This window comes from Nocardiopsis sp. iso_25 (assembly GCF_056173305.1).
In genome coordinates this window covers 4,341,100-4,366,138 of sequence record NZ_CM149667.1, presented here as the reverse complement: position 1 = coordinate 4,366,138, position 25,039 = coordinate 4,341,100, and the positions used below count along the sequence as shown (strand labels likewise).

25 protein-coding genes, 1 tRNA gene and 1 pseudogene are annotated in these 25,039 nt (G+C 72.7%); 16 read left to right on the top strand and 11 right to left on the bottom strand.

Annotation, left to right across the window (positions count from 1 at the left end; genetic code table 11):
* Nucleotides 1-3 precede the first annotated feature (3 nt).
* Together AC0VX6_RS18755 and AC0VX6_RS18750 are read left to right on the top strand one after the other, a co-directional pair.
* Complete coding sequence (locus AC0VX6_RS18755; protein ID WP_248771214.1) at nucleotides 4-456, top strand: peroxiredoxin; 453 nt, start codon at nucleotides 4-6, stop codon at nucleotides 454-456.
* Nucleotides 457-506: 50 nt separating this feature from the next.
* Nucleotides 507-580: transfer RNA gene (locus tag AC0VX6_RS18750), tRNA-Val, on the top strand.
* 236 nt (nucleotides 581-816) lie between these two features.
* On the opposite strand, the gene AC0VX6_RS18745 is transcribed toward AC0VX6_RS18750, so the two are convergent.
* Nucleotides 817-2,241: a non-reducing end alpha-L-arabinofuranosidase family hydrolase gene (locus AC0VX6_RS18745; protein WP_274978186.1), complete on the bottom strand. Its 1,425-nt coding sequence runs from the start codon at nucleotides 2,239-2,241 to the stop codon at nucleotides 817-819.
* A gap of 758 nt (nucleotides 2,242-2,999) precedes the next feature.
* Here AC0VX6_RS18745 and AC0VX6_RS18740 point away from each other — a divergent pair.
* Nucleotides 3,000-4,556, top strand: coding sequence for a pectate lyase family protein (locus tag AC0VX6_RS18740; protein WP_475465442.1), 1,557 nt, complete (start codon nucleotides 3,000-3,002; stop codon nucleotides 4,554-4,556).
* 135 nt (nucleotides 4,557-4,691) lie between these two features.
* On the opposite strand, the gene AC0VX6_RS18735 is transcribed toward AC0VX6_RS18740, so the two are convergent.
* Complete coding sequence (locus tag AC0VX6_RS18735; protein ID WP_475465441.1) at nucleotides 4,692-5,564, bottom strand: ABC transporter permease; 873 nt, start codon at nucleotides 5,562-5,564, stop codon at nucleotides 4,692-4,694.
* Nucleotides 5,561-6,517 carry an ATP-binding cassette domain-containing protein gene (locus AC0VX6_RS18730; RefSeq protein ID WP_475465439.1) on the bottom strand — a complete coding sequence of 319 codons (957 nt, stop codon included), beginning with the start codon at nucleotides 6,515-6,517 and terminating at the stop codon, nucleotides 5,561-5,563. The genes AC0VX6_RS18735 and AC0VX6_RS18730 overlap by 4 nt, the downstream gene beginning before the upstream one ends.
* Nucleotides 6,518-6,607: 90 nt before the next feature.
* On the opposite strand from AC0VX6_RS18730, the gene AC0VX6_RS18725 reads away from it, so the two are divergent.
* The 3 genes from AC0VX6_RS18725 to AC0VX6_RS18715 all read left to right on the top strand — a co-directional run bounded on the left by AC0VX6_RS18725 (nucleotide 6,608) and on the right by AC0VX6_RS18715 (nucleotide 9,394).
* Nucleotides 6,608-7,348, top strand: coding sequence for a TetR/AcrR family transcriptional regulator (locus AC0VX6_RS18725; RefSeq protein WP_475465438.1), 741 nt, complete (start codon nucleotides 6,608-6,610; stop codon nucleotides 7,346-7,348).
* 255 nt (nucleotides 7,349-7,603) lie between these two features.
* Complete coding sequence (locus AC0VX6_RS18720; protein ID WP_274973961.1) at nucleotides 7,604-8,122, top strand: 3'-5' exoribonuclease; 519 nt, start codon at nucleotides 7,604-7,606, stop codon at nucleotides 8,120-8,122.
* Nucleotides 8,123-8,311: 189 nt separating this feature from the next.
* On the top strand, nucleotides 8,312-9,394 hold the full coding sequence (locus AC0VX6_RS18715) for a TetR/AcrR family transcriptional regulator (RefSeq protein WP_274978184.1): 1,083 nt from the start codon (nucleotides 8,312-8,314) through the stop codon (nucleotides 9,392-9,394).
* 154 nt (nucleotides 9,395-9,548) lie between these two features.
* Here AC0VX6_RS18715 and AC0VX6_RS18710 read toward each other — a convergent pair whose 3' ends face one another.
* From AC0VX6_RS18710 to AC0VX6_RS18695, 4 genes and pseudogenes are all read right to left on the bottom strand, one after another.
* Complete coding sequence (locus AC0VX6_RS18710) at nucleotides 9,549-10,388, bottom strand: hypothetical protein (RefSeq protein WP_475465435.1); 840 nt, start codon at nucleotides 10,386-10,388, stop codon at nucleotides 9,549-9,551.
* On the bottom strand, nucleotides 10,385-11,809 hold the full coding sequence (locus tag AC0VX6_RS18705) for a vWA domain-containing protein (protein ID WP_475465434.1): 1,425 nt from the start codon (nucleotides 11,807-11,809) through the stop codon (nucleotides 10,385-10,387). Before AC0VX6_RS18705 ends, AC0VX6_RS18710 begins: the two co-directional genes overlap by 4 nt.
* Entirely contained in the window at nucleotides 11,806-12,111 is a 306-nt protein-coding gene (locus AC0VX6_RS18700; protein WP_475483696.1) for a hypothetical protein, read from the bottom strand. Before AC0VX6_RS18700 ends, AC0VX6_RS18705 begins: the two co-directional genes overlap by 4 nt.
* A 395-nt stretch (nucleotides 12,112-12,506) precedes the next feature.
* Nucleotides 12,507-12,890, bottom strand: a pseudogene (locus AC0VX6_RS18695) (AAA family ATPase); the annotation flags it as partial.
* A 323-nt stretch (nucleotides 12,891-13,213) separates the two neighbouring features.
* Between AC0VX6_RS18695 and clpX the strand changes: the two are divergent.
* Together clpX and AC0VX6_RS18685 are read left to right on the top strand one after the other, a co-directional pair.
* Nucleotides 13,214-14,500, top strand: coding sequence for an ATP-dependent Clp protease ATP-binding subunit ClpX (gene clpX, locus AC0VX6_RS18690; protein WP_475465431.1), 1,287 nt, complete (start codon nucleotides 13,214-13,216; stop codon nucleotides 14,498-14,500).
* A 95-nt stretch (nucleotides 14,501-14,595) separates the two neighbouring features.
* Nucleotides 14,596-15,816 carry a PP2C family protein-serine/threonine phosphatase gene (locus AC0VX6_RS18685; RefSeq protein WP_274973956.1) on the top strand — a complete coding sequence of 407 codons (1,221 nt, stop codon included), beginning with the start codon at nucleotides 14,596-14,598 and terminating at the stop codon, nucleotides 15,814-15,816.
* Nucleotides 15,817-15,876: 60 nt separating this feature from the next.
* Here the strand turns inward: AC0VX6_RS18685 and AC0VX6_RS18680 are convergent, their stop codons facing one another.
* A complete protein-coding gene (locus AC0VX6_RS18680; RefSeq protein ID WP_274973955.1) occupies nucleotides 15,877-16,683 on the bottom strand; it encodes a cyclase family protein in 807 nt (268 codons plus the stop codon).
* A 128-nt stretch (nucleotides 16,684-16,811) separates the two neighbouring features.
* On the opposite strand from AC0VX6_RS18680, the gene AC0VX6_RS18675 reads away from it, so the two are divergent.
* Nucleotides 16,812-16,946 carry a hypothetical protein gene (locus AC0VX6_RS18675; protein ID WP_274973954.1) on the top strand — a complete coding sequence of 45 codons (135 nt, stop codon included), beginning with the start codon at nucleotides 16,812-16,814 and terminating at the stop codon, nucleotides 16,944-16,946.
* A gap of 309 nt (nucleotides 16,947-17,255) precedes the next feature.
* Here the strand turns inward: AC0VX6_RS18675 and AC0VX6_RS18670 are convergent, their stop codons facing one another.
* Complete coding sequence (locus tag AC0VX6_RS18670; RefSeq protein ID WP_274973953.1) at nucleotides 17,256-17,477, bottom strand: hypothetical protein; 222 nt, start codon at nucleotides 17,475-17,477, stop codon at nucleotides 17,256-17,258.
* A 292-nt stretch (nucleotides 17,478-17,769) separates the two neighbouring features.
* Here AC0VX6_RS18670 and AC0VX6_RS18665 point away from each other — a divergent pair, with 292 nt between their 5' ends.
* Genes AC0VX6_RS18665 through AC0VX6_RS18650 form a run of 4 tightly spaced genes read left to right on the top strand, consistent with a single transcriptional unit; the run spans nucleotide 17,770 to nucleotide 21,737 of the window.
* Nucleotides 17,770-18,801 (top strand): iron-siderophore ABC transporter substrate-binding protein, encoded by a 1,032-nt coding sequence (locus AC0VX6_RS18665; RefSeq protein ID WP_475465430.1) that lies wholly within the window; start codon nucleotides 17,770-17,772, stop codon nucleotides 18,799-18,801.
* Nucleotides 18,802-18,808: 7 nt separating this feature from the next.
* Nucleotides 18,809-19,834, top strand: a complete 1,026-nt coding sequence (locus AC0VX6_RS18660) for a FecCD family ABC transporter permease (RefSeq protein WP_274973951.1) — start codon at nucleotides 18,809-18,811, stop codon at nucleotides 19,832-19,834.
* Nucleotides 19,831-20,937, top strand: coding sequence for a FecCD family ABC transporter permease (locus AC0VX6_RS18655; RefSeq protein ID WP_475465428.1), 1,107 nt, complete (start codon nucleotides 19,831-19,833; stop codon nucleotides 20,935-20,937). The genes AC0VX6_RS18660 and AC0VX6_RS18655 overlap by 4 nt, the downstream gene beginning before the upstream one ends.
* A complete protein-coding gene (locus AC0VX6_RS18650) occupies nucleotides 20,934-21,737 on the top strand; it encodes an ABC transporter ATP-binding protein (protein ID WP_274973950.1) in 804 nt (267 codons plus the stop codon). Before AC0VX6_RS18655 ends, AC0VX6_RS18650 begins: the two co-directional genes overlap by 4 nt.
* A gap of 63 nt (nucleotides 21,738-21,800) precedes the next feature.
* On the opposite strand, the gene AC0VX6_RS18645 is transcribed toward AC0VX6_RS18650, so the two are convergent.
* The gene (locus AC0VX6_RS18645) at nucleotides 21,801-22,292 is read right to left on the bottom strand and encodes a GbsR/MarR family transcriptional regulator (RefSeq protein WP_274973949.1); all 492 of its coding nucleotides are present in this window, start codon (nucleotides 22,290-22,292) and stop codon (nucleotides 21,801-21,803) included.
* Nucleotides 22,293-22,394: 102 nt separating this feature from the next.
* Nucleotides 22,395-22,991, bottom strand: coding sequence for a TetR/AcrR family transcriptional regulator (locus AC0VX6_RS18640; protein WP_475465426.1), 597 nt, complete (start codon nucleotides 22,989-22,991; stop codon nucleotides 22,395-22,397).
* Nucleotides 22,992-23,072: 81 nt separating this feature from the next.
* Here AC0VX6_RS18640 and AC0VX6_RS18635 point away from each other — a divergent pair, with 81 nt between their 5' ends.
* From AC0VX6_RS18635 to AC0VX6_RS18625, 3 genes are all read left to right on the top strand, one after another.
* A complete protein-coding gene (locus tag AC0VX6_RS18635) occupies nucleotides 23,073-23,489 on the top strand; it encodes a VOC family protein (RefSeq protein WP_274973947.1) in 417 nt (138 codons plus the stop codon).
* Between the two features lie 68 nt (nucleotides 23,490-23,557).
* Nucleotides 23,558-24,313 carry an HD domain-containing protein gene (locus AC0VX6_RS18630; RefSeq protein WP_475465425.1) on the top strand — a complete coding sequence of 252 codons (756 nt, stop codon included), beginning with the start codon at nucleotides 23,558-23,560 and terminating at the stop codon, nucleotides 24,311-24,313.
* A gap of 98 nt (nucleotides 24,314-24,411) precedes the next feature.
* The gene (locus tag AC0VX6_RS18625; RefSeq protein ID WP_274973946.1) at nucleotides 24,412-25,026 is read left to right on the top strand and encodes a TetR/AcrR family transcriptional regulator; all 615 of its coding nucleotides are present in this window, start codon (nucleotides 24,412-24,414) and stop codon (nucleotides 25,024-25,026) included.
* Nucleotides 25,027-25,039 lie beyond the last annotated feature (13 nt).

The following is a 25,039-nucleotide window of genomic DNA, read 5'->3' as shown; positions in this document are numbered from 1 at the left end:
TCCATGACCGCCCCCGTGGGCGCCCCCGCGCCCGACTTCACCCTCCAGGACCAGTACGGCCAGGACACCTCCCCGGTGCCGGGCCGCCCCGTCCTGCTGGTCTTCTACCCGCTGGCCTTCTCAGGCGTGTGCTCGGGAGAGCTCGCCGAGCTGAGCGCGCGCCACCCCGAGTTCGCCGACCTCGGCGCCGAGGTCATGGCGGTGTCGGTGGACTCCGTTTTCGCCCTGCGCACCTGGTCCGACCGGGAGGGCTTCCCGTTCCCCCTGCTGTCGGACTTCTGGCCGCACGGCGGCGTGGCCCGGGCCTACGGGGTGTTCGACCCCCGGCGGGGCACCGCGCGGCGGGGGACCTTCCTGATCGACGCCGGGGGAGTCGTGCGCTGGTCCACCCTCACGGGGTTCTCCGAGCCGCGCGACGTGGACGAGTACCTGCGGGAGCTGCGCGAGCTGGTCTGAGACCCGGACGCGGTGATTCCGGCGAAGCGGTATGATCTCGTCCGACGCACGGGCGCGTAGCTCAGTTGGTTAGAGCAATTGCCTTACAAGCAATAGGTCAGGGGTTCGAGTCCCTTCGCGCCCACGGACTCAGGACGACCCTGCTCGGGGGCCTTCGGCCGCCTCGCCGGGTCGTCCTTCGTGTTTTCCGGGGGGAGACCCCCCGAACCCCCCGAGGTAACCCCCCTGCGGCCGGGGCCGCGGTGGTCGGCGGGGTGGACAGAGCGCTCTTTTGCGACGTGGGGCTTCGCCCCACGGGGGCGGGTTGTAGTTGGTTTGCCCAGGGCCCACTCGACTTCGGGACGGCCCTGCTCCGGGGGCTCAGCGCTGCAGCGTCAGCACCGCGGGCCGGTAGGGCAGGAGGCCGTAGTCGCCGCCGGAACCGGGGGAGCGCCCCTGGTAGAGGAACCGCATGTCGCAGGCGTCGACGGTCATGGTCTGGTCGGGGTTGGTCCGGATCAGTTCGCCGTGACTGATGTCGTTGGTCCAGGTGGCGCCGCTGTTGGCCCGGCCCGCGAAGGGGTTGCCCTCGGTCGCGGCCTGCGGTGTCCACGTGCCGTCCAGACTGGTGGCCGTGAACGAGCGGAAGTAGCGGTGCCCCTGCGCGCCGATGGCCTCGACGATCATGAGGTACCGGTTCTCGCCTTCCAGCCTGTAGACCTGAACCGCTTCGAACAGGTTGTTGGTGCTGTCGGACATGACGACCGTCGAGGTCGAGCCGAAGCTGCCCGGGAAGTCGCCGATGGGCATGTCCGCCCGGTAGATGCGGCCGTTGTCCCCGGCGAAGAACAGGTACATGTCCGTGCTGTCGCCGATGAGCGCCTGGTCGATGGGCCCCGTGGGGGAGTCACCGATACTTCCGGAGAAGAGCGTCCGCGGAGCCGACCAGCTGTTCACGTCGGCGGGGTCGGTCGACGTCCGATAGGAGAACGCGGGCCCGCCCCACTGGTAGGCGAGCACCCAGACGTCTTTGGGGGCGAAGTGGAGGAGTGTCGGCGCGACGGCTGAGAAGGGCATCGGGTTCTGGTTGGCCGATCCCATCCGGGACCAGTCCGAGAAGAGGCCGAAGTTCATCGAGCCCCATGACGTCCCGGTGTCATGGGTCGTCGCGTAGACGAGGTGCTGACCGTTGTAGGGGGCGTGGGTGAAGTCCTTGAGCGAGGCCCAGCCCGGCCTCGGCTGTGCCAGCGGTCCGGTCGACGTCCAGGTGTAACTCGACGGAAGGGCGCACGTTTCGCCGGGCCCCGAACCGTCGACGCGGACGAGTCGCCACTGCTGGTTGCCGCCGCCCCAGTCGTCGTACTGCACGATGCTGGCACCGTCCGCGGCCGAGGCGCCCTGGACCTCCACGACCTTGGCGCTGTGCCGGTTGACCAGTCGGATGTGTCCGCCGGGTGAGTCCTCCAACCGGAACTGCTGGTTGGCCTGGTCGTGGTCGGTCCACTGGACGATGCCGCCGCCATTGGCGGTCGACCAGTTGTGGACGTCCAGCACCTTGCCCGAATGCCGTGACCGCAACCGGTAGTAGCCGTCGCCGGAGTCGACGAACTGCCACTGCTGCTGGTGCTGGTCGTTACGTGTCCACTGGGTGATCCGCGCGCCGTCGCCGGTGGCCTGGTTGTACACGTCCAACGCCTTGCCGCTGTCGCGGTTCACCAGCACGTACCACGCGTCGGTGTCCACCGTCGCCGCCGCGGCGGGCGTCGGCACCGTCACGGCACCGGCACCACCGACGACCATGGCCATCACGCCGACGACGAGGGCCCGCAGTAACCACCCTCGCGGTCGTGGGGGCGGCGAGATCGAAGACCTGCTCAACGTAGACATCGTTCTTCCTCCAAGGACCTGGAGCCGCGTTATCCGCACGAGGGGGGTACACCACGAGTCCTGGGCCTTCATCTGTGATGTTAGCGTTAACATTTTTTCGGGTGTCCTGGCGCACGCTTGAACCGGGATCCGGTGTGCAGGCCTGCCCGGAAAGCCAGGGGGCGTCGTTGGCCTTGCCGTTGAATCTGAGCGAGAACACTCCGGAAGTCAAGCCGTAAATTTCATTAATCTTCCGGAATTTGCGGGGTTCGCCACTGGGCGCACGTCGAAGCTCCCGGCGGGTCCGTGGAAGCACTGATGCGACGCGTCCGGGTGTGCGCTTGCGGGGCCTGTGCGCTCCGCATCTCCGCCTGCTCGCCTGTGTCTGGATTGCCGGAGAGTGTCCGTTTCTTCGGCTCGTCGTCTCCGAACGCCGGGCGGCGGTCCGGCGTCGGCTGGAGACGGTCTCCCCGTTCCGTGGCGTCGCCGGTGGGGCGCATCAACCGGTTGCATACTTTGAGGGACTCGATCCCAGTTTTTTCGCCGCCGTCAGTAAATGCGCAGTTCACGGGCATGCAACACTGTCGCAACACTTGTCCCTCTTGCAAGCGTTTGCATTAACCCTCTTGACATGGAAAGCGCTTTCTCTAATGTGAGTTGGAACACCCCAGTACTCATCCCTACTGGAAAGGCAAGCGGTGAGAAGAACAACCACGCGTCGACTCCTGTCGACGTTGGCCGCCTCGGCGGTGGTGGCAGCCGGTCTGGCCATGCCGATGTCCTCGGCGGCCGCGCAGACCGGTAGCGCCACGGGTTACGCGACCCAGAACGGCGGGACCACCGGCGGCGCGGGCGGGCAGACGGTGCGGGCCACGACCGGAACCCAGATCCACGAGGCCCTGTGCAACCGGTCCAGCGCCAGCACCCCGGTCATCATCGAGGTCCAGGGGACCATCAACCACGGCAACACCTCCAAGGTGTCGGGCGACAGCTGCGACACCGCCGACGACGTGATCGAGCTCAAGAACATCAGCAACGTCACGATCGTCGGCACCGGCAGCGGAGCCGTGTTCGACCAGCTGGGCATCCACATCCGTGAGTCCAGCAACATCATCATCCAGAACGTGACCGTCCGGAACGTCAAGAAGTCCGGCTCGCCCACGTCCAACGGCGGCGACGCCATCGGCATGGAGAGCGGTGTCCGCAACGTCTGGGTCGACCACGTCACCCTGGAGGCGTCGGGCGGTGAGTCGGAGGGCTACGACGGCCTCTTCGACATGAAGAACAACACCCAGTACGTCACCCTCTCCTACAGCATCCTGCGCAACTCCGGTCGCGGCGGCCTGGTCGGGTCCAGCGAGAGCGACCGCTCGAACGGCTACGTCACGTACCACCACAACCGGTTCGAGAACCTGGACTCGCGCGCGCCCCTGCTGCGCGGCGGCATAGGCCACATGTACAACAACCACTACACGCAGCTGCACGAGTCCGGCATCAACTCCCGGGCCGGCGCCAGAGCGAAGGTGGAGAACAACTACTTCGAGGACTCCAAGGACGTCCTAGGCACCTTCTACACCGACGAGAGGGGCACCTGGGAGGTCGGCGGCAACATCTTCGACAACGTGACCTGGTCCAGCCAGGGCGACGAGAACTACCCCGCCGGGCCCAACCCCGAGTCCACCACGTCGGTGAGCATCCCCTACTCCTACGAGCTCGACGACGCCGGGTGCGTGCCGGGGATGCTGGGCCAGATCTCGGGCGCGAACAAGGGCAACCAGGTCTCGGACGGCAACTGCGAGGCGGAGAACCCGCCGGACCCCGACCCGACCGACCCCCCGGACCCGGACCCGACCGACCCGCCGGACCCTGACCCCACCGACCCGCCCGAGGGGACCAACCTCAGCAGCGGCGCCGGAGCCGACGGCTCCGGCAAGGCCAGCGGCACCAGCTACGGCAACGTCGTCGACGGCGACATGGGCACCTACTGGTCGCCGAGCGGCTCGACCGGCCGCATCTCGGTCAAGTGGGACTCCGACGTCACGGTGTCCACGGTCAACATCCGCGAGGCGGCCGGGGCCGAGGGCAACATCGGCTCCTGGCGGGTCGTCGACCACGACAGCGGTGACGTCCTGGCCACCGGAAGCGGAGCGGGCGTCATCGACATCGACCCGACGACGCTGCGCAAGATCAACTTCGAGATCACCGGCTCGAACGGCACGCCGCGCGTCGCCGAGTTCGAGACCTACGCCGGCTAACAGCTCACCCGTGACCGATCCGGCCCGGAGCACCTGAGCCGACCGGACACCGGCCGGTCCGCCCGATTCGTTCGGACGGACCGGCCGTTCCGGCGTCGACGCCGGGGCCGGGCCGTGGGTGCCGCCTCGGCGGTACTACCCGCCCAGGTTCCGGAACCGCCGCACCGCCAGCGGGACGAAGACCAGCATGATCACGACCGGCCAGACGAGAGCACCGCCGATCGCGTGCCCGTCGATCCAGTAGCTCGCCCCGCCCGTGCCCGCGCCTGGGGTCGCGAAGAGTTCGCGGATGGCGTTCGCCGTCGAGGACACCGGGTTCCACGCCGCGATGGCCCCGAGCCAGCCCGGCATCATCTCCGGCGGGGCGAAGACCGAGGAGATGAAACCGAGCGGGAAGGCGACGGCGAAGAGGGAGCCCGCCACCTCGGTGTTCCTGATCACCAGGCCCAGGTAGACGCCCACGAAGATCAGGGCGAGCCGCAGCCACAGCAGCAGTGCGAAAGCGGACAGTGTCTCGACCGGGCTCCCGCCCGCGCGCCAGCCGATGACCAGCGCCAGCCCCGCGATGACCGCGAGGTCGATCGCCGCCTGGATGATGTCGGCGACCCCTCGGCCGGTCACCACGACCGACGGGGACATGGGCATGGACCGGAAACGGTCCATGAACCCCTTCTCCTTGTTGAGGGTCACGGAGAACGCCGTGTTCATGAACCCGAAGGCCATGATCATCGCGAACATGCCGGGCATGGCGTAGTCGACGTACCCCTCGCCCGCGCCCTGTCCGGTGACGTCCATGGCCGAGCCGAAGACGTAGACGAACATGAGCACCATCACCACCGGCATGCCGAGCTGCCAGGCGAACGTGGAGGGCTGTCGTGCCAGGTGGGTGAACTCCTGCACGACGATCGTCCAGCAGTCCCTGACCGCCCAGACGAGGCGGGAGACGGGGCCCGAGGGCAGGACCCGGGAGGCCGTGGGGGAAGGGTGCGTCCGGTCGGGGGCGCTCATCGGGCGGCCTCCTCGGCGAGCCGTGCGGTCAGGTGGAGGAAGGCCTCGTCCAGGGTGGGCCGACGCAGCCCTATGTCCGCGATCTCCAGACCCCGTCGGCGGATCTCGGCGGCGACCTCGGTCAGCGCGCGGACGCTGTCGGCCACGGGGACGCTGATGCTTCCCCCGGTGAGCGCCACGTTGACGCCGACCACCCGGCCGACGACCTCGGCGACCCGGGGCAGCGCGTCGGGGTTCGCGACGGCGACATCCAGCCGCTCGTCACCGATCCGCCGCTTCAGTCCGGCCGGGGTGTCGTCGACGAAGTTCCTGCCCTCGTGGATGACGCTGATCCGGTCGCAGAGCTGGTCGGCCTCGTCGAGGTAGTGGGTGGTCAGCAGCACCGTGGTGCCCTGTTCGGAGAGCCCGCGCACCGCGTGCCAGACCTCGCGCCGCCCCGCCGGGTCCAGACCGGTGGTCGGCTCGTCCAGGAAGAGCACATCCGGGGCGAGGATCATGCCGGCGGCGAGGTCCAGTCTGCGACGCATCCCGCCGGAGAAGGTCCCGGGCGAGTCCTTGGCGGCCTCCGCCAGTCCGAAGAGGTCCAGCAGTTCGTCGGCGCGGCGGCGGGCCGCCGCCTTGTCCAGCCGGAAGAGCCGTCCGAAGGTGGTGAGGTTCTGCCGGGCGCTGAGGAGGTCGTCGACGGCCGTCCGCTGCCCGACCAGGCCGATGCTCGCGCGGACCTCCCGCGGTTGGGTGCGCACGTCGTAACCGGCGACCGCCGCCTTCCCCGCGTCGCCTCTGGTGAGCGTGGCGAGGACGCGCACCGCCGTCGTCTTCCCCGCGCCGTTGGGACCGAGCAGACCGTGGACCGAACCGCGGGGCACCGTGAGGTCCACTCCGTCGAGGGCCGGTCTCTCTCCGTGCCGCTTGGTCAGACCACTGGTCAGGACCGCTGGTTCCGATGGCCTCACGGGAGCCTCCCGGTTCTGGGTACGTTGTACGCAGCACGGTAGCGTACGCTGTCCGCAGTACGCAACCGCCTCCGCGCAGAGGGAGAGGGCATGACCGAGGAGAACCCGCTCGCCCGGAGCCAACGACTGCTCTGGGAGGGCCTCCCCGAGTCCCGGAAGGGTCCCAGGCCCACCCTGTCCCTGGAGCGGATCGTGAACGCCGGTATCGCCATCGCCGATGCCGAGGGCATCGAGGCCCTGTCCATGCGCAAACTGGCCGCTGCGCTCGGGATGGGCACGATGTCCCTGTACCGCTATGTTCCGAACAAGTCCGAGCTGCTCAACCTCATGCTCGACCACGTCAGCGGCACCCAGCTCGGCCGCCTCGACCCGGACGGCGGCTGGCGTGACACGCTCACCACCGCCGCGTGGCGGGGCCGGGAGCTGTACCTGAGGCACCGGTGGCTTCTCCAGGTCAACTGGAGTCGGCCGGTGCTGGGCCCCAACAGCGTCGCGGAGATGGAGGAGACCATGTCCGGCCTGGCGGACCTGCCCTTCGGCGACCGGGAGAAGTTCATGGTGATCTCCGCTCTGGACTCCTACGTCACCGGTTCTGCGCGCCAGAGGATCCTGTACGAGAACGCCACGGCCGAGAGCGGCATGACGGACGAGGAGTTCTGGGGCAACCAGCTCTCGGTACTGGTCAGGGCCATGGAGTCCGGCGGCTTCCCCACGATGGCGGCCATGGACGACGACGCCCTCGACACGGACTGGGAGGAGACCTTCGCCCTGGGACTGAGGTCGATGCTGGACGGAATCGAACGGGAGGCGGTGCGCCGGGCCGCCCGTTGAGCGGGCGTCGGCGCGGGGCGGAGGGGGGACCGGGGCTCCGGACGGCTGCCTCCGCGGACTGCCGACGGCGACTCGGCCGGTCCGCCCGATTCGCTCGGACGGACCGGCCGTCGCGTGCCGACGGGTGCGACTTCGTCCGGCGGAGGCGGCGAACCCGCTGACGCGGGGCCCGCACGTGTGCGACCGTGGCCGACGGGCCGGACTCCACGCGGCACGGGCGCACCGGCCCGTCCGGCCGCCCGGAGGGGAGCGCACATGCGCGTGTACTACGACACCGAGTTCGTCGAACGGGGACCGGACCACCCCCTGGTTCTGGTCAGCATCGGCATGGTGGCCGAGGACGGCCGCGAGCTGTACGCGGTCAGCTCCGAGTTCGACCAGGACCTCGTGCGCTCGCACCCGTGGCTGTCCGAGCACGTCTGGCCGCAGCTGCCCCTGCGCGGCGGGCCGGAGGACGCCGTCCTGGACACCGGCCACCCGCATGTGCGCACCCGCGGGGAGATCGCGCGCATGGTGCACGAGTTCCTGCGCGACACCCCCGAACCGCAGCTGTGGGCGTGGTACGGCTCGTACGACCACGTGCTGCTGTGCCAGCTGTGGGGAACGCCCCGGGAGATGCCGCGCGAGGTGCCCTTCCTCACCCACGACCTCAAGCAGGAGGCGGTCCGGCTGGGCGACCCGCGGCTTCCGCCCCAGAGGTCGGGGCAGCACCACGCCCTCGCCGACGCCCGGCACCTGATGCGGCGCGCGCGGTGGCTGCGGGAGCACTCCTGACCCGGGCCCCTGTCGTCGAGGGCCCTTCCGGCTCCGGTCGGCGCGGGCCCGGTCCGCGGTGGCCGTCCGAGCACCCGGGGCGGCCCGCGCCCGTGTCCGGATACGCCGGGCATCGGAATTTTCCGGGTATCCGGGTACTCCGGGCATCCCACCCTAGGATGGGTGGACGCCGAAGCGAGGGGAAGCACGATGGTCCGGCTCACCAGGGCGCAGCGCCAGGCCCGTAACCGGGCGCGCGTGCTGTCCGCGGCCGGGGACGAGTTCGCCGAGCACGGTTTCCGCGACGCCAAGGTCGACCGTATCGCCGAACGGGTCGACCTCACCCGGGGCGCGGTCTACTCCAACTTCCCCGGCAAGCGCGCCCTGTACCTGTCGGTGCTGGCCGACGCCGCCGAGCGCTCCGCCGACGCCGCCCGCCCCGAACCCGGGCACACCGCCCGCGCGGCGCTGGGCGCGCTCGCCCGCGCCTGGGCCTCCCGGCTCCCCACCACCGGCGAGCCCCCGCTGACCGGGACCGCGCTTCCACCCGAGGTCCTCTCCGACGAGCCGGTCCGGAGCGCCTTCGCCCAGCTCATGCGGTTGAACGCGCTCCTGCTCGGCCTGTCCCTGGAGGCGTTGGCGCTCCCGTCCGACCCCGGCGGGCGCCGGGTGCGCGTGGCCGGGACCGTGCTCACCACCCTGTACGGGACCGGCCAGCTGGTCGGGGTCGCGCCCGGCTTCGCTGATCCCTTCGCGGTGGTGCGCGCCTGCGAGCGCCTGGCAGACCTGGACCTGGAGGACGCCTGGCCGCCGCCCCACCTGGAGCACGTGCGCCGGGCGGTGCCCGCCGACGAGGAGTGGTCGCCGCCGCAGGCCTTCGACGCGGTCCGCAGGCGCGCCGTGTCCCTGGCCGGGGACGGGATCGTGGCGGTCCTGGGCACGCGCCGCCTCGAAGCGGCGGAGGAGGCACTGCGCTCCGCGCCCGCGGGGTCCCCGGTGACCGCCGTGGTGGTCACCGGGGACCCCGACGAGCTGACCCCGCTCGCGCGGTTGGCCGTGGCCGACCTGTGCGGCTGCCTGCGCCAGGCCTTCCCCGAACGGGCCTGGCCGCGCCTGCGCGTGGTGTTCGACCCCTCCGGTGAGATCGCCGCGGCCGCGGGCGTGCCCGTGGTCGGCGACGCCACCGAGAGCGCCGTCCGCGTCGTCGGCGGACGGATCACCGCCCGCTCCGACGCCCGCGGCGCGGGCCACGCAGTCTCCGCGTTCCTCGGCGAGCGGGCGGGCCGCCGGTAGACGTCCCCCGGGCAGGGGGCCGGTCGGCCCTTCCCGAGAGGCGGTCCGCGAACCGGAAGGCCCGCCCCGTGGTCTCGTCCACAGAGGCCTGACCGGCGGTCCCGGCCTGTCCGGTGACGCCGGTCCCCCTCGGGAACCGCGGCAGCCGACCGTTTCAGGAGGGCTCCGTCCCCTCCTCCGTGCCCGTCCCCTCCTCCGTGCCCGTCCCCTCCTCCGTGCCCGGCTCCTCCTCCGTGCCCGGTTCCGCTGCCGGGGGCCGACCGCCCAGGGCGCGCAGCACCCGCGCCCCCTCCGGTCCCGTGCCCGAGGCGCGGGCCCGCGCCGCCTCGGCCGAGCCGAACCCCGCCACAGCCCAGGCCGCGACCTCCCCGCGGGGCACGCCCGCGTCCCACCACGCGCACATGAGCGCCAGCGCGTCGCGGCCCTCCCCGGCCAGCGCCGCACCTTCCCGAGGGGAGAACCCGATCGCCCGGTACACCCGGGCCTGCGCGGGGTCCGCCCCCGCGCGGGCCCACGGAACGGCTTCGGCGCCGTCCCAGCCCGTGTCCAGGTAGGCGCGCGCGGTCGCCGCGGGCACCCCCGCCGACAGCAGGGCGTCCAGGGTTCGGGCCTGCCCCTCGCTCAGGTCCAGCCCGGGGGCCCGCCGCACCGGCAACAGGGCCCGCAGCAGCCGACGGGGCCGGGGGCGCTCGCCCGCCAGGTGCCGTTCGGCCGCCTCGGCGGGGGAGTAGCCCAGTTCGTGCCAGCGCACGGCGTCCCCCGGGGTCATCCCCGCGCGGAGCATGGGCCGGACCGTGTACGGGGTCATCCCGGCCGCGCCCCACTCCAGGGCGGGGCCGGGCCGGTACACGCCGCTGCCGCGCCAGCGCTCGGCGGAGTCCAGCACGAACCCTGCGTCGATCCAGCGGCGGGCGTCCGCCACGGTGAAACCGCGCGCGGTCCACAGGTGCAGGTCCTCGGGGCCGGGTTCGTGGTCGTCGAACGCGACGTTCATGGTCTCCTCCGTCCGTCGGGGCCCTCGGCGGGACCCGGGTTCGCGGGTGGCGCCGTGCCGTGGGCACCGGCACCCGTCCGTCCGTGTCGGGGGTCGGCGGGCAGGGGCACCACGTGCGCCCAGTCCGGCGGTGGCGGCGGCGCGGCCGGGCCGCCGACCAGGCCGACCGCCACCGGTACCGCCGGAGGCCGGTCCGGCCAGGGCGTGTGCCCGTCGGTGAGCACCAGCAGCAGGTCCGGGCGGGGGCGGGTCGCCACCGCCGCCGCGATCCCCTCGCGCAGATCGGTGCCCCCGCCCCCGACCAGCCGGATCTCCGCGGCCCGGCGCACCGTCTGCACGGGGTGGGCGCGCAGGTCGCAGCAGACCACCCGCAGCCGTCGGCCGGGCCCGCAGACCCGGGCGAGCACGGCGGCGGTCTCGGCCAGGAAGACCTCCAGCACCGGGTCCGGGATGCTGCCGGAGGTGTCCACCACCACGGCCACCTCCGGCGCCGGGGCGACCATGGACGGCAGCACCGCCGTCCCGCCGCGCACCCGGGGACCGGGACGGCGCGAGGGGCGCCGGTAGGAGAAGTCCGTCCGGCCCGCGGCCCGGTGCGCGCCCCGCCGCACGACCGCGCCCAGCCTGGCCCGCCAGTCCACCGACGGGCGCAGCCGCTCCCGCGCCCACCGCAGCCACCCGCCCGGAACCCCGGTCCGCGCGGCGGCCCGCGCGGTGATCTCCCTGGCCAGCGCCAGCTCCAGCAGGTCCCGCTCCAGGGGGTCCAGGCCGCCGGAGGCCCCCGCCGACGCCGCCGGCCCCCGCGTCCCGTGGACGGCGCCGCCGCAGTCCACCGGGTCGGCGACGCTCCGCCCGCCCCGGGAGTGGGCCTCCTCCAGCACCTCGATCAGGGACACGTACTCCTCGGCCATCCGACCCTCCGGCAGGCCCAGCGCGCGCGGCGAGAGCACCCCGTCCGGGACGGGCAGCCCCTCGGCCTCCAGGTCGTCGTTGACCTCGGCGTCCGCGGCCCGGTTCCACAGGCGCGCTTCCCGGTCGCGGTCCCCGCCCCCGCCGGAAGCCGGACCGGAGTCCCGCCCCGGCCCGGCCGTCCCCGCGGTCCCCTCCGAATCCGGTGAGCGCTCGGCGTGGCGGCGGACCAGGTGTCCGATCCCGTGCAGCAGCCACCAGCCCGACTCCTCCACCGGGGTCGCGGCCACCGTGCCGGGGTCCAGGTGCACGTTCCACCGGGTGTCGGCGGGCAGGGCCCGAAAGTCCGGGTCGGCCACCGGCTCGCCGCCCGCCCCGTCCAGACGAGGCTCCAGGACCACCGGGGTGAGCGCGAACAGCGCGTGCGCCAGGTACGGGGCGCGGGCCGCCGCCCACAGCCGCGCCGACGCGAACCGGTCCAGGGTCGGGTCCCGCCGATCCCGCGCGCTCACGGCAGCATCCCCGCCGAACGCAGGGCCGGGGCCAGGTCGAGCAGGGCCCGGGGCGTGGCCGCCCCCTCCGGCCGCCCGGCCGCCAGGGTGCGCGCGGCGGTCGCCGCCACGTCCGGGACGGTCCGCGCCACCCGGGCCACGACCTCCCAGGACCGTTCCCAGACCTCGGTGCCCCCGTCGGCGACCACGTGCGCGGCCAGCGCGCCGAGCAGGGCGTACAGCCGGTCCGCGCGGTCGGGCAGTGCGGCGGAGGGGTCGTCGAGCAGTTCCTCGGGGAGGGCAGGTCCAGGGTGCGCAGCCACGACAGCGCCTCGAAGCCCGCGGCCCCGCCCACCGCCCCGGTCACCAGGGCGGCCACGGCCTCCTGCATGCCGGGGTTGGCCCGCCCCGCCGCGAGGGCCACCGCCGCCATCTCCCAGCTGCGCGGGCTCGGCCAGCCGCGCCCGGAGCGCTCGGGGGAGTCGGGGACCGACAGCACGAGTTCGGGGCGCACCCGCAGGAACGCGCCCACGGTCGCCCGGGCGGCGGCCACCCGCGCGGGGCCGGGCGGTTCGGGTCGGTGCGGCCCGGAGGCGAAGCCGTGGACGAACCCCTCGGCCACGTCGGCGGCGCCGACCTCCCAGTCCAGGTGGACGAGCCGGTTGGCCAGGGGAGCGGACAGCTCCCAGCCGTCGGCGGCCAGCCCGGGCGGGTTGGCCGCGGCGACCACGCGCACCCCCTCGGGCAGGGCGAGGTCCCCCACGGCGCGTTCGAGCACCACGCGCAGCATGGCCGCCTGGACGGCCGGGGGCGCGGTGGTCAGCTCGTCGAGGAAGAGCAGGCCCGAACCCCGCGCGGCCAGGCGCTCGGCCCAGCGCGGGGGAGCGAACCAGGTGCCGTCGTCGCGGACGACGGGCAGCCCGGAGAAGTCGCTGGGCTCGCGGATGGAGCCCACCACCACCTCCACGGGCAGCTCCAGCGCGCGGCCCAGCGCCGTCACCGCGGAGGTCTTGCCGGTCCCCGGCGCGCCCCACAGCAGGACGGGCAGGTCGGCGCGGACGGCGAGGGCGAGCGCCGTGCGGACGGCGGAGTGGGATGTCATCTGGTCCTCCCGGGGTGTGCGGGCGGGGTGCGGCGGCGTGTGGCGCGCGTCCCCGCTGACGGCGAGGGTGTGCTCCCTCCGTAAGTCAACGTAGGTTGACTCATGGAAAAAGTCAATTGCGGTTGACGGGTGGGTGGCGGGGCGGGGTGGAGGGTCGCGGTCCGCCCCCGGCTGCGGGTGCGGGCGCGGATGTCGAGCTGTCCTGCTTTGCGGCCCGTCCCGGCAGGGGTTACCGTGAGAATCCGGATGTTGAGATCATCTGGCTTCGGGGGGCGACCCCGCCGAACCGCCCGGGCGCTGCCCGCGTGAGGAGAACGTTTCTAGTGACACGCACCGGTGCCAGTGGGCCCCTGCTCAAGTGCTCGTTCTGCGGTAAGGACCAGGGCCAGGTCCGCCGCCTCATCGCCGGGCCCGGCCACATCTGTATCTGTGACGAGTGCGTCGGCCTGTGCAACGAGATCATGGAAGAGGAGGAGGGCGTCCTCCCCTCGGAGGCCGACTGGGGCTCTCTGCCCAAGCCCCGGGAGATCTACGAGTTCCTGGACTCGTATGTGATCGGTCAGGAGCAGGCCAAGAAGGCGTTGTCGGTGGCGGTGTACAACCACTACAAGCGGGTGCGCTCGGAGGGGGACCGTCCGGGCGAGGAGGATGTGGAGATCGCCAAGTCCAACATCTTGCTGTTGGGGCCGACGGGGTCGGGCAAGACGTTGTTGGCGCAGACGTTGGCGCGGATCCTGAACGTGCCGTTCGCGATCGCGGACGCGACGGCGCTGACGGAGGCGGGGTATGTGGGCGAGGATGTGGAGAACATCCTGCTCAAGTTGATCCAGGCGGCTGACTATGACGTGAAGAAGGCCGAGACGGGGATCATCTACATCGACGAGGTCGACAAGGTCGCGCGTAAGAGTGAGAATCCCTCGATCACTCGGGATGTGTCGGGTGAGGGGGTGCAGCAGGCGTTGTTGAAGATCTTGGAGGGGACGACGGCGAGTGTGCCTCCGCAGGGTGGGCGGAAGCATCCGCATCAGGAGTTCATTCAGATCGATACGACGAATGTGTTGTTCATCTGTGGTGGTGCGTTCGCGGGGTTGGAGAAGTTGATCGAGTCGCGGACGGGTCAGCAGGGGATGGGGTTCAACGCGGTGTTGCGTCCCAAGGGTGAGCTGGGTGGTTCGGCGTTGTTCGGTGAGGTGATGCCGGAGGATCTGTTGAAGTTCGGGATGATTCCGGAGTTCGTGGGTCGGTTGCCGGTGATCACGAGTGTGCATGATCTGGGTCGTGAGGCGTTGATCCGGATTTTGACGGAGCCGCGGAATGCGTTGGTGAAGCAGTATCAGCGGTTGTTCGAGTTGGATGGTGTGGAGTTGGAGTTCACGCCGGATGCTTTGAACGCGATTGCTGAGCAGGGGATTATTCGGGGTACGGGTGCGCGTGGGTTGCGGGCGATTATTGAGGAGGTGTTGTTGTCGGTGATGTATGAGGTGCCCAGTCGTGAGGATGTGGGTCAGGTGATCATTACGCGGGAGACCGTGATCGACAACGTCAACCCCACCATCGTCCCCCGCATCCGCTCCGACCGGGACGGCCAACGCCGCGACCGCTCGGCCTGAACCCGGGTGGAGACCGGCCCCGCCGCGGGACACGCGGCCCTCCGCAACCCCCGCGTCCGAGCCCGCGGTGTGAGACTGCTGGGGGAGGTGGGCACATGGACGACACGACCGCCCCGGCCGCCGAGGCCGCGCAGCTGTTCGAGGAACTGGTCCGGTCCGTGCACGGTTGCGCCCCGATCGAGGTCCTCGAAGCAGCGGGCCGCTACGGCGAGCGGATCGGACTCAGCGGCATCTGTGTGTACCTGGTCGACCTGCAACAGCGCCTCCTCGTCCCGCTGCTCGGCGGCCGGACGCTCAAGATCGACTCCAGCGTGGCCGGGGAGGCCTACCGCTCCGAGACGCTGAGGCTGGTCGAGGGCGGCGACGGCGAGCTGAGCCTGTGGCTGCCCCTGCGCGACGGCGCCGACCGCATGGGGGCCGTGCACATCAGCGCTCCCGTGCTCGACGAGTCCACCCTGCGCCGCTGCCACGCGCTCGCCTCGCTGCTGGCCCTGGTCATCACCTCCAAACGCGCCTACAGCGACACCTACGTCCGCCACACCCGCACCCAGTCGATGGACCTGCGCACCGAGATGCTGCGGGCCTTCCTGCCGCCCCGCACCCTGGGCACCTCGCGGGGCGTGTCCACCGCCGTCCTCGAACCCGCCTACCAGCTGGGCGGCGACGCCTTCGACCACTCGATCACCAAGGACACACTGCACGCCGCCATCCTCGACGCGATGGGGCACGACCTGGCCTCCGGGCTGACCGCGTCCGTGGCCATGGCCGGGATCCGCAACGCCCGGCGCAACGGCGCCGACCTGGCCGAACTCACCGACAGCGTGGAGGGCGCGCTCACCTCCTGGCTCCCCGACCGCTTCTGCACCGCCGTCTTCACCTCCCTGAACCTGTCCACCGGGGAGTTCGCCTGGGTCAACTGCGCCCACCCCGCGCCCCTGCTCCTGCGGCGCGGAGTGCTGCTGGACGACGCCCTGGAGCGGACCCCCGAGGTGCCGCTCGGGCTCGGCGCCGTGCTCGGCGAGGCGGAGCCGCGCGCCGTGCACCGGGTCCAGCTCGAACCCGGCGACCGGATCCTGCTCTACACCGACGGGGTGACCGAGGCGCACGACAGCCAGGGGCGGATGTTCGGCCTCGAACGGTTCGCCGACTTCATCATCCGCGCCACCGCCGCCGACGAACCCGCCCCGGAGACGCTGCGGCGCCTGGTCCACGCCATCCACGACCACCAGCGCGGCAGCTTCACCGACGACGCCACCATCATGCTGCTGGAGTGGCACCCCGACGGCGGGGCGATGCCCCGGGTCGAGGGCTGCTGAACAGCGCGGCCCCACCACAGCGCCGCCTCACCACAGGCGCCGTCTCACCACAGCGCCGCCTCACCACATGGCCAGAACCCGGCTGGGTCCTCCGGAGGCGTCCAGGCCGGGCATGACCCCCACGCTGATCAGCGCCCCGCTCGGCGGCAGCTGCTCCAGCCCGGTCAGCGACTCCAGCCCCCAGCGGTCGGCTCTGCCCACCACCTCGTGCGCGGGGAAGCCGGTGGACTCGCCCGGGTCGGTGCTCAGCGTGTCCACGCCCACCCCGACCACCCCGCGCCGCTCGATCAGGAACTCGCAGGCCTCGGGACCGAACCCCGGGAAGTGCCAGGAGCCGTCCGCGGCCACCCCGCGCACCGCCTCGTCGCCCAGCGCCCACCGGGTGCTCCACCCCGAGTGCATCAGCACCGCCGCCCCCGCCGGGATCCGTCCGTGCGCGCGCTCGAAGGCCAGCACGTCGTCCACCGTCACCGTGGTGTCGGGGTCCTCGGCCGCCCGGGCGCGGATGTCGATCACCGCCGCCGGGGCGAGGAGTTCGTCCGGCCGGATGTCGGGGACCAGCCGCCCGCCGCCGATCACGTGCCCCGGCGCGTCCAGGTGCGTGCCCGAGTGCTCGGTCAGGGTCCACTGCTGCAGGTAGAAGCCGAACCCGCCCTCGGGCACCGGGTCGCCCAGGCTCTCGCGCCGGGGCTTGTCCTCCCCCCACGAGGGCATCGTCGGCGAGAGCACGTGGCTGAGGTCGGCCACCCTGCGAAAGCCCGTGGGCCACGGGCGCGGGCGGCCCGGCGAGCCGGGTGGTCCGGCGGGTCCCGACCCGGCCTCGCCGCTCCGCGAGCGGACGGTCTCACCGGTTCCGTGCAGGCACATAGGCTCTCCCTCGTCGTGTGCGTCGCTTCCCGTATGCCCGGCCGACGGCGCCCGCCAACCTGTCACCGGCCCCCTGTGGACGGCTCCGCGCCGCGGCCGCGGTCCGCGCGAAAGTCGAGCGCCGCGCCTTGGACCGGCAGCACAAGGTCACGCACGCCCTGGCCGAACAGCTCGGTGTGACGGGGGTCGAGGACCTGCACACCGTCGGCATGGGTGACCGCGGGTGGAGCAGCCTGTACCGGAGTAACCACGGCCGACCCTGAGCGGCGTCACGCGGCAACCACCCCGACGAGGGCGCCTTCGCGCCGCTGCGGCCCCGGGGGCCCGCGTCCACCTGGGAGGAATGGTCGGCTGAGCGGGGGAGGGCGCTCGGCCTAGTCCTCCGGGGCGCCGGAGCCGGGCCCGGCCGCGCCGCACGGGGGAGCTGCGGGCGGCCCGTCCCCACCGGCGCGGGTGCGCTCGCGGTTCCCGTCGGCGCCGCACACGCGTCGCGCCCGGCCGGAACGGCTCCGACCGGGCGCGGGGTGCGTCCGTCCGCGTCGCGCCCGTGTGCCGGACGCCGCGGCGCGGACCTACTTCTTCGTGGACTCCTCCAGCCGAAGCGCGACGCCGATCGCGAAGAAGGTGGGTGCCCACTCACCGATGAAGATTCCCCACCGGTCGGCGCGGTCCAGCCCGGAATCCTCCCCCTTCTTGGAGGCGACCCAGGCGGCGAAGGAGAGGCCCACGGAGACGAAACCGGCCCCGTAGGCCATCTCGGACGTGACGCCCATCTCGGACAGTTTGGCGATCATGGTGCTCCTCGCGTTGGTGGTTGCCTCTAGAGGCACTTCCCGAGGAGATCTCGGACAAGCTCCATGGCAGGTCAAGGCTGTGTCAGGCGGGGGCAGGGAGAGGCGGCCGGGGCCGGTGCCCGGAGTTCAGAACTTTTGAAATCCAAACCGAGTGAGGTTAGACTAACCTTGGTTTCGCCGGGATCCTCCCGTTCTGTCCTCCGTGTTTCCCCCTCGGGACGCCCCCATGCGCGGAAACGGCCCGCCCGCACACGGCGCGGCCACTCCCCATGACGAAGAAAGCAGTGTGAGCATGGCCTCCACCCTTCGCCGTGTCAGCGGCATCGCCTTCACCGCCCTCCTCGCCCTCGGCCTCACCTCGTGCGGCAGCGCGGAGGAGAGCACCGGTGAGAGCGGCGGCGACACCGCCGGCGGCCAGTTCCCGGTCAGCATCGACAGCGCCTTGGGCACCGCCGAGATCCCCGAGCAGCCCGAGCGCGTGGTCACCCTCGGCCAGGGCTCCGCCGAGACCGCCATCGCCCTCGGCGTCGTGCCCGTGGGCGTCGAGAGCTACGAGTGGGGCAGCGACGACACCGGCTACCTGCCGTGGATCCACGAGGCGGTCACCGAGGCGGGAGAGGAACTGCCCGCCCAGTTCGCCGGCGCCGACGACATCGACTTCGAGGCGATCATCGAGCTGGCGCCCGACGTCATCCTCGCCCCCTGGTCCGGCGTCACCCAGGAGCAGTACGACATCCTGAGCGACATCGCCCCCACGGTCGCCTACCCCGAGCTGCCCTGGAGCACCGACTGGGACCAGCAGATCGAGATCGTCGGGGAGGCACTCGGCCAGCCCGAGGAGGCCCAGGGCCTCATCCAGGACATCGAGACGCAGTTCGACGAGGCCGCGGCGGCAAACGAGCAGTTCGCCGACCTGACCTTCTCCTACGTCTACACCGACGGCCCCGGCACCCTCGGCGTGTTCCTGCCCGACGAGCAGCGCGTGGCCATGGTCCGCGGGATGGGCCTGACCGTCGACCCGGTCGTGGAGACCCTCCCCGAGACCGAGGGCACCGACTCGGCCCTCATCGGCCTGGAGAACGCCGACCAGCTCTCCGAGAGCGACCTGCTCTTCACGTTCTACAGCGACCCCGAGACCCGCGCCGAGATCGAGGCCCAGGAGCTGTACGCGGCCATCCCCGCCGTCGAGAGCGGCGCCGTGGTCGCCTCCGAGGACAACTCCTTCGTCACCGCCTCCTCGATCATCAACCCGCTGACCGTCCCCTGGGTCATCGACCGCTACGTGCCCATGATCGAAGAGGCCGCCCAGAACATCGGGAACTAGCTTCTCCATGGTCAGCGCGAAGACAACCGCGGCCGCGCCCCGCACGCGTCCCGCCCGCACCGCGCTCATGCTCGGTGCGGGCGTCGCCGCGCTGGCGGGTGCGGTCCTGCTCAGCCTCGTCATGGGCAGCAGGCCCACACCGGTCGCCGACGTGTGGGCGGCGATCACCGGCGGGGCGGACTCCTTCACCACCACGGTGGTGGAGAGCCGCTACCCGCGCACTGTTTTGGGGGTGGTGGCCGGGGCCGCCCTGGCCCTGGCGGGCACCCTCATGCAGGGCGTCACCCGCAACCCCCTCGCCGACCCCGGTCTGCTGGGCGTCAACGCCGGGGCCGCCGCCGCGGTGGTCACGGCCACCGCGCTGTTCGGCCCCACCTCGGTCACCGCGACGGTCTGGTGGGCGCTGCCCGGGGCCCTGGTCGCGGGGCTGGCCGCCTACACGGTGGGCAGCCGCGGCGGTGACGGCGGCATGGTCCGCCTGGTCCTGGCGGGCGCGGTGGTCTCCGCCGTGCTCACCGCCTACGTCCAGGCGGTGGCCCTGAGCCTGCCCGAGACCTTCGACAGCTACCGCTACTGGGTGGTCGGCTCCCTGGCCGGGCGCGGCTACGACGTCATCGCGTCCGTGCTGCCGGTCATCGGCGTCGGTGTCCTGCTCGCCCTCGTGGTCTGCGGCGGCCTCAACGCCCTGGCCCTGGGGGAGGAGGCCGCGATCGCCACCGGCGCCAACACGGTGTGGACCCGCTCGGCCGGGCTCGTGGCGGGAACCCTGCTCGCCGCCGGGGCCACCGCGGCCGCCGGGCCCATCGCCTTCGTCGGCCTGGCCGTGCCGCACGTGGTGCGCGCCCTGGTCGGCGTCGACTTCCGCGCGCAGGTTCCCTTCGCGCTGCTGGTGGGCCCGACCCTGCTGCTGCTCGCCGACGTCGTCGGCCGTACCATCGTGCGTCCCACCGAACTCATGGTCGGCGTCGTCACCGCGTTCGTCGGTGCGCCCGTCCTGCTGTACGCGGTCCGCAGGATGCGGAGTACCCCATGACCCGCACCACCCGCACGTCCCCGCCTCCGGTGAGCCCGGCCCGGCCGGAGCACGGGCGCGCCCGACCCCTGGGGGCCTCCCCTCCCGTGCTGAGGCTGGGCCCGGTCGCGCTGCCCGTCCACCGGCGCTCGCTGCTGTGGGCGGCCGGACTCCTGCTCCTGATGGTCGCCGCCGCGGCCGCCACGCTCGCCCTCGGCCGGCTCGGCGTGCCCCTGACCCGCCTGCCCACCGTCCTGGCGGGCGGGGGCGAGGCCACCGAGACCTTCGTGCTCGAACGGCTGCGCGGTCCCCGCCTGGCGGTGGCCGCGGGCACGGGCGCGGCCCTGGGCCTGGCGGGCGCGCTCTTCCAGTCCGTCACCCGCAACCCCCTGGGCAGCCCCGACGTCATCGGACTCGGCGCCGGAGCCGGGGCGGGCGCGGCCTTCGCCGCCCTGGTCCTGCCCGGTGTGCTCCCCGTGCCGCTGGGCGCCCTGGCCGGTGCCGCCCTGGCCATGGTCGTCGTGGCCTCGGTGACCGGGACGGGGCTGCGCCATCCCGGCCGCCTGATCGTGGCGGGCATCGGGGTGGCCGCCATGGCGCAGGCCTTCACCCACTTCGTGGTGTCCGTGATGGCCCGCGACCAGGCCAGCGTCCTGTCCGCCTACGTCAACGGCAGCCTGGGCGCCCGCTCATGGGAGCACGCCACCACCATCTGGGCGGTCCTGCTGCTGGCGCTGCCGTTCGTGGCGGCGCTGGCCGGACCGGTCTCCCTCAACGAGATGGGCGACGAACTCGCCGACGCACTCGGTGCGCGGGCCGCCCGCACCCGCACCGCCGCCGTCTGCCTGTCGGTGGTGCTGTCCGCGGCCGCGGTGAGCGTGGCCGGTCCGATCGCGTTCGTGTCGCTGACCGCGCCGCAGATCGCGCGCCGCCTCTCCGCCGTGCCGGGCCCCAACATGGTGCTGTCGGCCCTGGTCGGGGCCCTGCTGCTGGTGGCGGCGGACCTGGCCGTCCAGCAGTCCCCGGTCGGAGACGGGCTGCCGGTCGGCGTCTTCACCATGGGCCTCGGCGGCGTCTACCTGGGCTACCTGCTGATTCGTGAATGGCGAAAGGGTGTGCTGTGAGTCTGGTGCTGTCCGCGGAGGGCCTGACCCTGGGGTACGGGGCCGAACCGGTCGTGCGCGACCTCGACCTGGGTGTGGCCGAGGGCGAGTTCACCGTTATCGTCGGCCCCAACGGCTGCGGCAAGTCCACGCTGCTCAAGGCTTTGGGGCGGGTGAACAAGCCGATGTCGGGGCGGGTGCTGCTGCACGGCAGGGACGTGCGCGGCCAGCGCGCCAAGGCGGTCGCGCGCCAGATGGCGCTGCTGCCGCAGAGCCCGACCGCCCCCGAGGGCATCACCGTGCGGGCCCTGGCCGCCCGCGGCCGCTTCCCGCACCACACGCTGGTGCGCCAGTGGAGCCCCCAGGACGAGACGGCGATCGGCCGCGCGCTGGAGCTGACCGGGCTGACCGACCTGGCCGACACCCAGGTGGGCTCACTCTCGGGCGGCCAGCGCCAGCGCGCCTGGGTGGCGATGGTCCTGGCGCAGGACACCGGCGTCCTGCTGCTGGACGAGCCCACCACCTACCTGGACATCGCCCACCAGTACGACCTGCTGGAGCTGTTCGCCGACCTGCACCGCCGGGGGCGCACGGTGGTCGCGGTCCTGCACGACCTGGCCCAGGCCGCCCGGTTCGCCACCCGCCTGGTGCTGATGGACGCGGGCAGGGTGGTCGCCGACGGCCCCCCGGAGGAGGTCGTGACCGCCCGCCTGGTGGAGGAGGTGTTCGGGCTGCCCTGCGACGTGGTGCCCGACCCGCGCACCCGCACGCCGCTGGTCATCCCGCACGAGAGGGAGTCCCGCGCCGGAACCGTCGGTTGAGGGTGTGCCGCCCTCCGCGGAGCGGCTCCCGGGCGGTGGCGGGCGACGGGCGGGACTGAGCCGTCAGTCCCGCCGGGCCTTGTACTCCTCCCAGGAGGAGAGCAGGGTGTCGTGGTAGTCGTCCAGCCAGGTCATGTAGTCGTGCATGTTGCGCAGCCGGGTGCGCGCGGGCGGGCTCAGGCCGGGCAGGCGCTCCAGCGCCGACGCCGCGAGCTCCCTCTGCCGCCGCAGGTAGGAGCGCTCGTTGCGCAGGAACCCGCCCCAGACGTCCTCGTCCATGGCGACCAGCCGCGATCGGCTCCCGGGGGAGGGGACCAGCTCCACGAAGCCCATCTCGCGCAGGCGCCGCACCGACTGCGACACCGTCCCCCGGCTGACCCGGGCGCCGTCGGCGATCTCCTCGGCGCTCACCGCCTCGCGGTCGGCCACGAGCAGGTAGCCCACGATGCGGCCCTCGGCGCGGGGGCGGCCCTGCGACTGCCAGTACTCGGAGAAGCGCCCGACGAAGTCGTCGCGGAACTGCGTGTCCTCGTCCGTCTGCGTGCTCTCCGCCATGGGGGCCACGATAGCGCCCGAACCGGGGCGTTCCGGGTCCTGACCGAGGGCTCCGCCCGCCCCCGTCCGCCCCGCCCGGCACCGGACCGGGGCGGACCCGGCTCAGGTGCGGCGCAGGGACTCCAACATGCGCGACAGCGCCTCCCACACCTGCTCCAGGTCCTCGGGGTCGTCGCTGTCGGCCAGCCACAGCGCGGCCTCGTTCATCGCCCCCGAGAGCAGGTGGGCCACGGGCGCGACCGGCCGCGGCTCCAGGACGCCCGCCCCGACCAGTGCGGAGAGCGCCTCGGCCAGGTGGCGGGCCGAGGCGGCCTCGTCCAGGGCCCGCCAGGTGCTCCAGCCCAGCACGGCGGGCCCGTCCACCAGCATGATCCGCCGCACGTCCGGCGCGGTGCTGGCGGTGAGGAAGGCCCGGCACCCGGCGGTCAGCCGGTCCCACGGGTCGGCGTGCGCGTCCGCCGCCCGCGCCACGGCGTCGCCGACCTCGGACTGCACCTCCTCCAGGACCGCGCGGAACAGGTCCGGCTTGCCCTCGAAGTGGTGGTACAGGGCGCCCTTGGTGACCGCGGAGTCCGCCACGATCCGGGCCAGCCCCACCCCGCCGTACCCGTGCGCGGCGAACAGCCTGCGGGCCTCGCCCAGCAGGACGCGCCTGGTGCGTTCGCGCTGCCGCGCGCGGCTGCCCGGTCCAGCGGCCATGTCCGACCCCCCTTGTTGACATACCGAAGGTATGCCAATAGCGTACCTTCACATACCGAAGGTACGTGAAAGGTGGAGTCCATGCGGCTCAGCAGCTTCTATCCGGTGCTCGGCACGCCCCGTCTGGCCGAGTGCCGCGACTTCTACGTCGGCCTGTTCGGCTTCGAGGAGACCTTCGCCGCCGACTGGTACGTGAGCCTGCGCAGGCCCGGCCCGCCCGAGTACGAGCTGGCCCTGCTCGACCCCGGGCACCCCACCGTCCCCGAGGGTTACCGCAGGCCCGTCCAGGGCCTGCTGCTCAACTTCGAGGTGGAGGACGTGGACGCCGAGTGGGAGCGCCTGGTGGTGCGCGGCGGCCTGCGTCCCGAACTGGAGATCCGCACCGAGCCGTTCGGCCAGCGGCACTTCATCGTGGCCGACCCCGGCGGGGTGCTGGTCGACGTCATCACGCCCGTGGCGCCCTCGGAGGAGTACGGGGACAACTTCGTGGGGGACTGAGGGCCTGCCCCGTCCCCGCGCGCCCGGTACGGTCGGCGTGACGGGGAAGGGGTGGCAGGACGGTGGCGATGACGCTGGAACAGGCTTCGCGCCTGGCGGAGGAGGCCCACGCCGGGCAGGCCGACCGGGCCGGGCGGCCCTACGCCGAGCACGTGTTCGCGGTGCGCGACCTGCTCGCCGGGCACGGCGAGCGCGCCCAGACGGCCGGGGTGCTGCACGACGTGCTGGAGGACACCCCGCTCACCGCCGACGACCTGCGCGCGCGGGGATGCCCGGAGGAGGTCGTGCGCGCGGTGGAGTCGGTGACCCGGCGCCCGGGGGAGCCCTACGAGGAGGCGGTGCGCCGCGCCGCCGCCGACCCGCTGGGCAGGCTGGTCAAGCTCGCCGACAACGCCCACAACTCCGACGAGCGCCGCCTGGCCCTGCTGCCCGACGAACAGGCGCGGCGGCTGCGCGCCAAGTACGCCCGCGCCCGGCGGATCCTGGAGGAGGGTCCGGAGGCGGACGGGCTCCCCGGGGCGGCGCTCCCGCGCGCCACGCTCCTGGTCCTCTACACCGACCGGGTCGAGGAGTGCCGCGCCTTCTACACCGGGCTCGGTCTGCGCTTCGTCCGCGAGCGGCACGGTTCGGGGCCCGAGCACCACGCGGCCGAACTGGCCGACGGCATGGTCGTCGAGATCTACCCGGCCACGGCCGAACGCTCCACGGGCGCGGCGCGCCTGGGGTTCACCGTGCGCGGAGACCGCGCCGTCCCACCGCTGGAGCCGGGGCGCCGCGTGCTCACCGATCCCGACGGGCGCAAGGTCGACCTGCGGGTGGTGTGAGCAGCGGCACCCGTGTGCGTGGCGTCGGGTACCAGCCGGTCGGTATGCTGTCCCGGCCGGTATTTCCGGGACTGACGGGGCACGAGGTGGGGCAGCACATGGCGCGAGGACAGCGGACGGCCGAGGCCGACACACCGACCGGGTCGGTACCCGAGCGCCTCCTGGGGGCGGCGACGCGCCTGTTCGCCTCCAACGGCTACGAGGGCACCTCCGTACAGGAGGTCGTGGCCGCCGCGGGCGTCACCAAGGGCGCCATGTACCACTACTTCGGCTCCAAGGACGACCTGCTCTACGAGGTCTACGCGCGCGTGCTGCGCATGCAGACCGAGCACCTGGTGCGGATCGCCTCGCGGGAGGAGCCGGTGGCCGACCGCGTGCACGCCGCCGCGGCCGACGTCATCGTCACCAGCGTCGCCAACCTCGACGACACCGTCATCTTCTTCCGCTCCATGCACCAGCTGAGCGAGGACAAGCAGCGCGCCGTGCGCGCCGAGCGCCGCCGCTACCACGAGACCTTCCGGGACATGGTCGCCCAGGGGCAGGACGAGGGGGTCTTTCGCACCGACGTCTCCGCCGACCTGGTGGTGAACTACTTCTTCGGCTCGGTGCACCACCTGAGCACCTGGTACCACCCGGGCGGCGCACTCGGCGGCGAGGACGTGGGGCGCCACTTCGCCGACCTGCTCGTGGCGGGGCTGCGCCCCGGGGCCTGAGCGAGGGGAACCG

What these genes read in the sequence shown, in the direction of transcription:
- AC0VX6_RS18755 (WP_248771214.1), top strand. Translation starts at nt 4, where the DNA reads ATGACCGCCCCCGTGGGCGCCCCCGCGCCCGACTTCACCCTCCAGGAC.
- AC0VX6_RS18745 (WP_274978186.1), bottom strand. Translation starts at nt 2,241, where the DNA reads ATGGCCATGGTCGTCGGTGGTGCCGGTGCCGTGACGGTGCCGACGCCC.
- AC0VX6_RS18735 (WP_475465441.1), bottom strand. Translation starts at nt 5,564, where the DNA reads ATGAGCGCCCCCGACCGGACGCACCCTTCCCCCACGGCCTCCCGGGTC.
- AC0VX6_RS18725 (WP_475465438.1), top strand. Translation starts at nt 6,608, where the DNA reads ATGACCGAGGAGAACCCGCTCGCCCGGAGCCAACGACTGCTCTGGGAG.
- AC0VX6_RS18720 (WP_274973961.1), top strand. Translation starts at nt 7,604, where the DNA reads ATGCGCGTGTACTACGACACCGAGTTCGTCGAACGGGGACCGGACCAC.
- AC0VX6_RS18715 (WP_274978184.1), top strand. Translation starts at nt 8,312, where the DNA reads ATGGTCCGGCTCACCAGGGCGCAGCGCCAGGCCCGTAACCGGGCGCGC.
- AC0VX6_RS18710 (WP_475465435.1), bottom strand. Translation starts at nt 10,388, where the DNA reads ATGAACGTCGCGTTCGACGACCACGAACCCGGCCCCGAGGACCTGCAC.
- AC0VX6_RS18685 (WP_274973956.1), top strand. Translation starts at nt 14,596, where the DNA reads ATGGACGACACGACCGCCCCGGCCGCCGAGGCCGCGCAGCTGTTCGAG.
- AC0VX6_RS18680 (WP_274973955.1), bottom strand. Translation starts at nt 16,683, where the DNA reads ATGTGCCTGCACGGAACCGGTGAGACCGTCCGCTCGCGGAGCGGCGAG.
- AC0VX6_RS18670 (WP_274973953.1), bottom strand. Translation starts at nt 17,477, where the DNA reads ATGATCGCCAAACTGTCCGAGATGGGCGTCACGTCCGAGATGGCCTAC.
- AC0VX6_RS18665 (WP_475465430.1), top strand. Translation starts at nt 17,770, where the DNA reads ATGGCCTCCACCCTTCGCCGTGTCAGCGGCATCGCCTTCACCGCCCTC.
- AC0VX6_RS18660 (WP_274973951.1), top strand. Translation starts at nt 18,809, where the DNA reads ATGGTCAGCGCGAAGACAACCGCGGCCGCGCCCCGCACGCGTCCCGCC.
- AC0VX6_RS18655 (WP_475465428.1), top strand. Translation starts at nt 19,831, where the DNA reads ATGACCCGCACCACCCGCACGTCCCCGCCTCCGGTGAGCCCGGCCCGG.
- AC0VX6_RS18645 (WP_274973949.1), bottom strand. Translation starts at nt 22,292, where the DNA reads ATGGCGGAGAGCACGCAGACGGACGAGGACACGCAGTTCCGCGACGAC.
- AC0VX6_RS18640 (WP_475465426.1), bottom strand. Translation starts at nt 22,991, where the DNA reads ATGGCCGCTGGACCGGGCAGCCGCGCGCGGCAGCGCGAACGCACCAGG.
- AC0VX6_RS18635 (WP_274973947.1), top strand. Translation starts at nt 23,073, where the DNA reads ATGCGGCTCAGCAGCTTCTATCCGGTGCTCGGCACGCCCCGTCTGGCC.
- AC0VX6_RS18630 (WP_475465425.1), top strand. Translation starts at nt 23,558, where the DNA reads ATGACGCTGGAACAGGCTTCGCGCCTGGCGGAGGAGGCCCACGCCGGG.
- AC0VX6_RS18625 (WP_274973946.1), top strand. Translation starts at nt 24,412, where the DNA reads ATGGCGCGAGGACAGCGGACGGCCGAGGCCGACACACCGACCGGGTCG.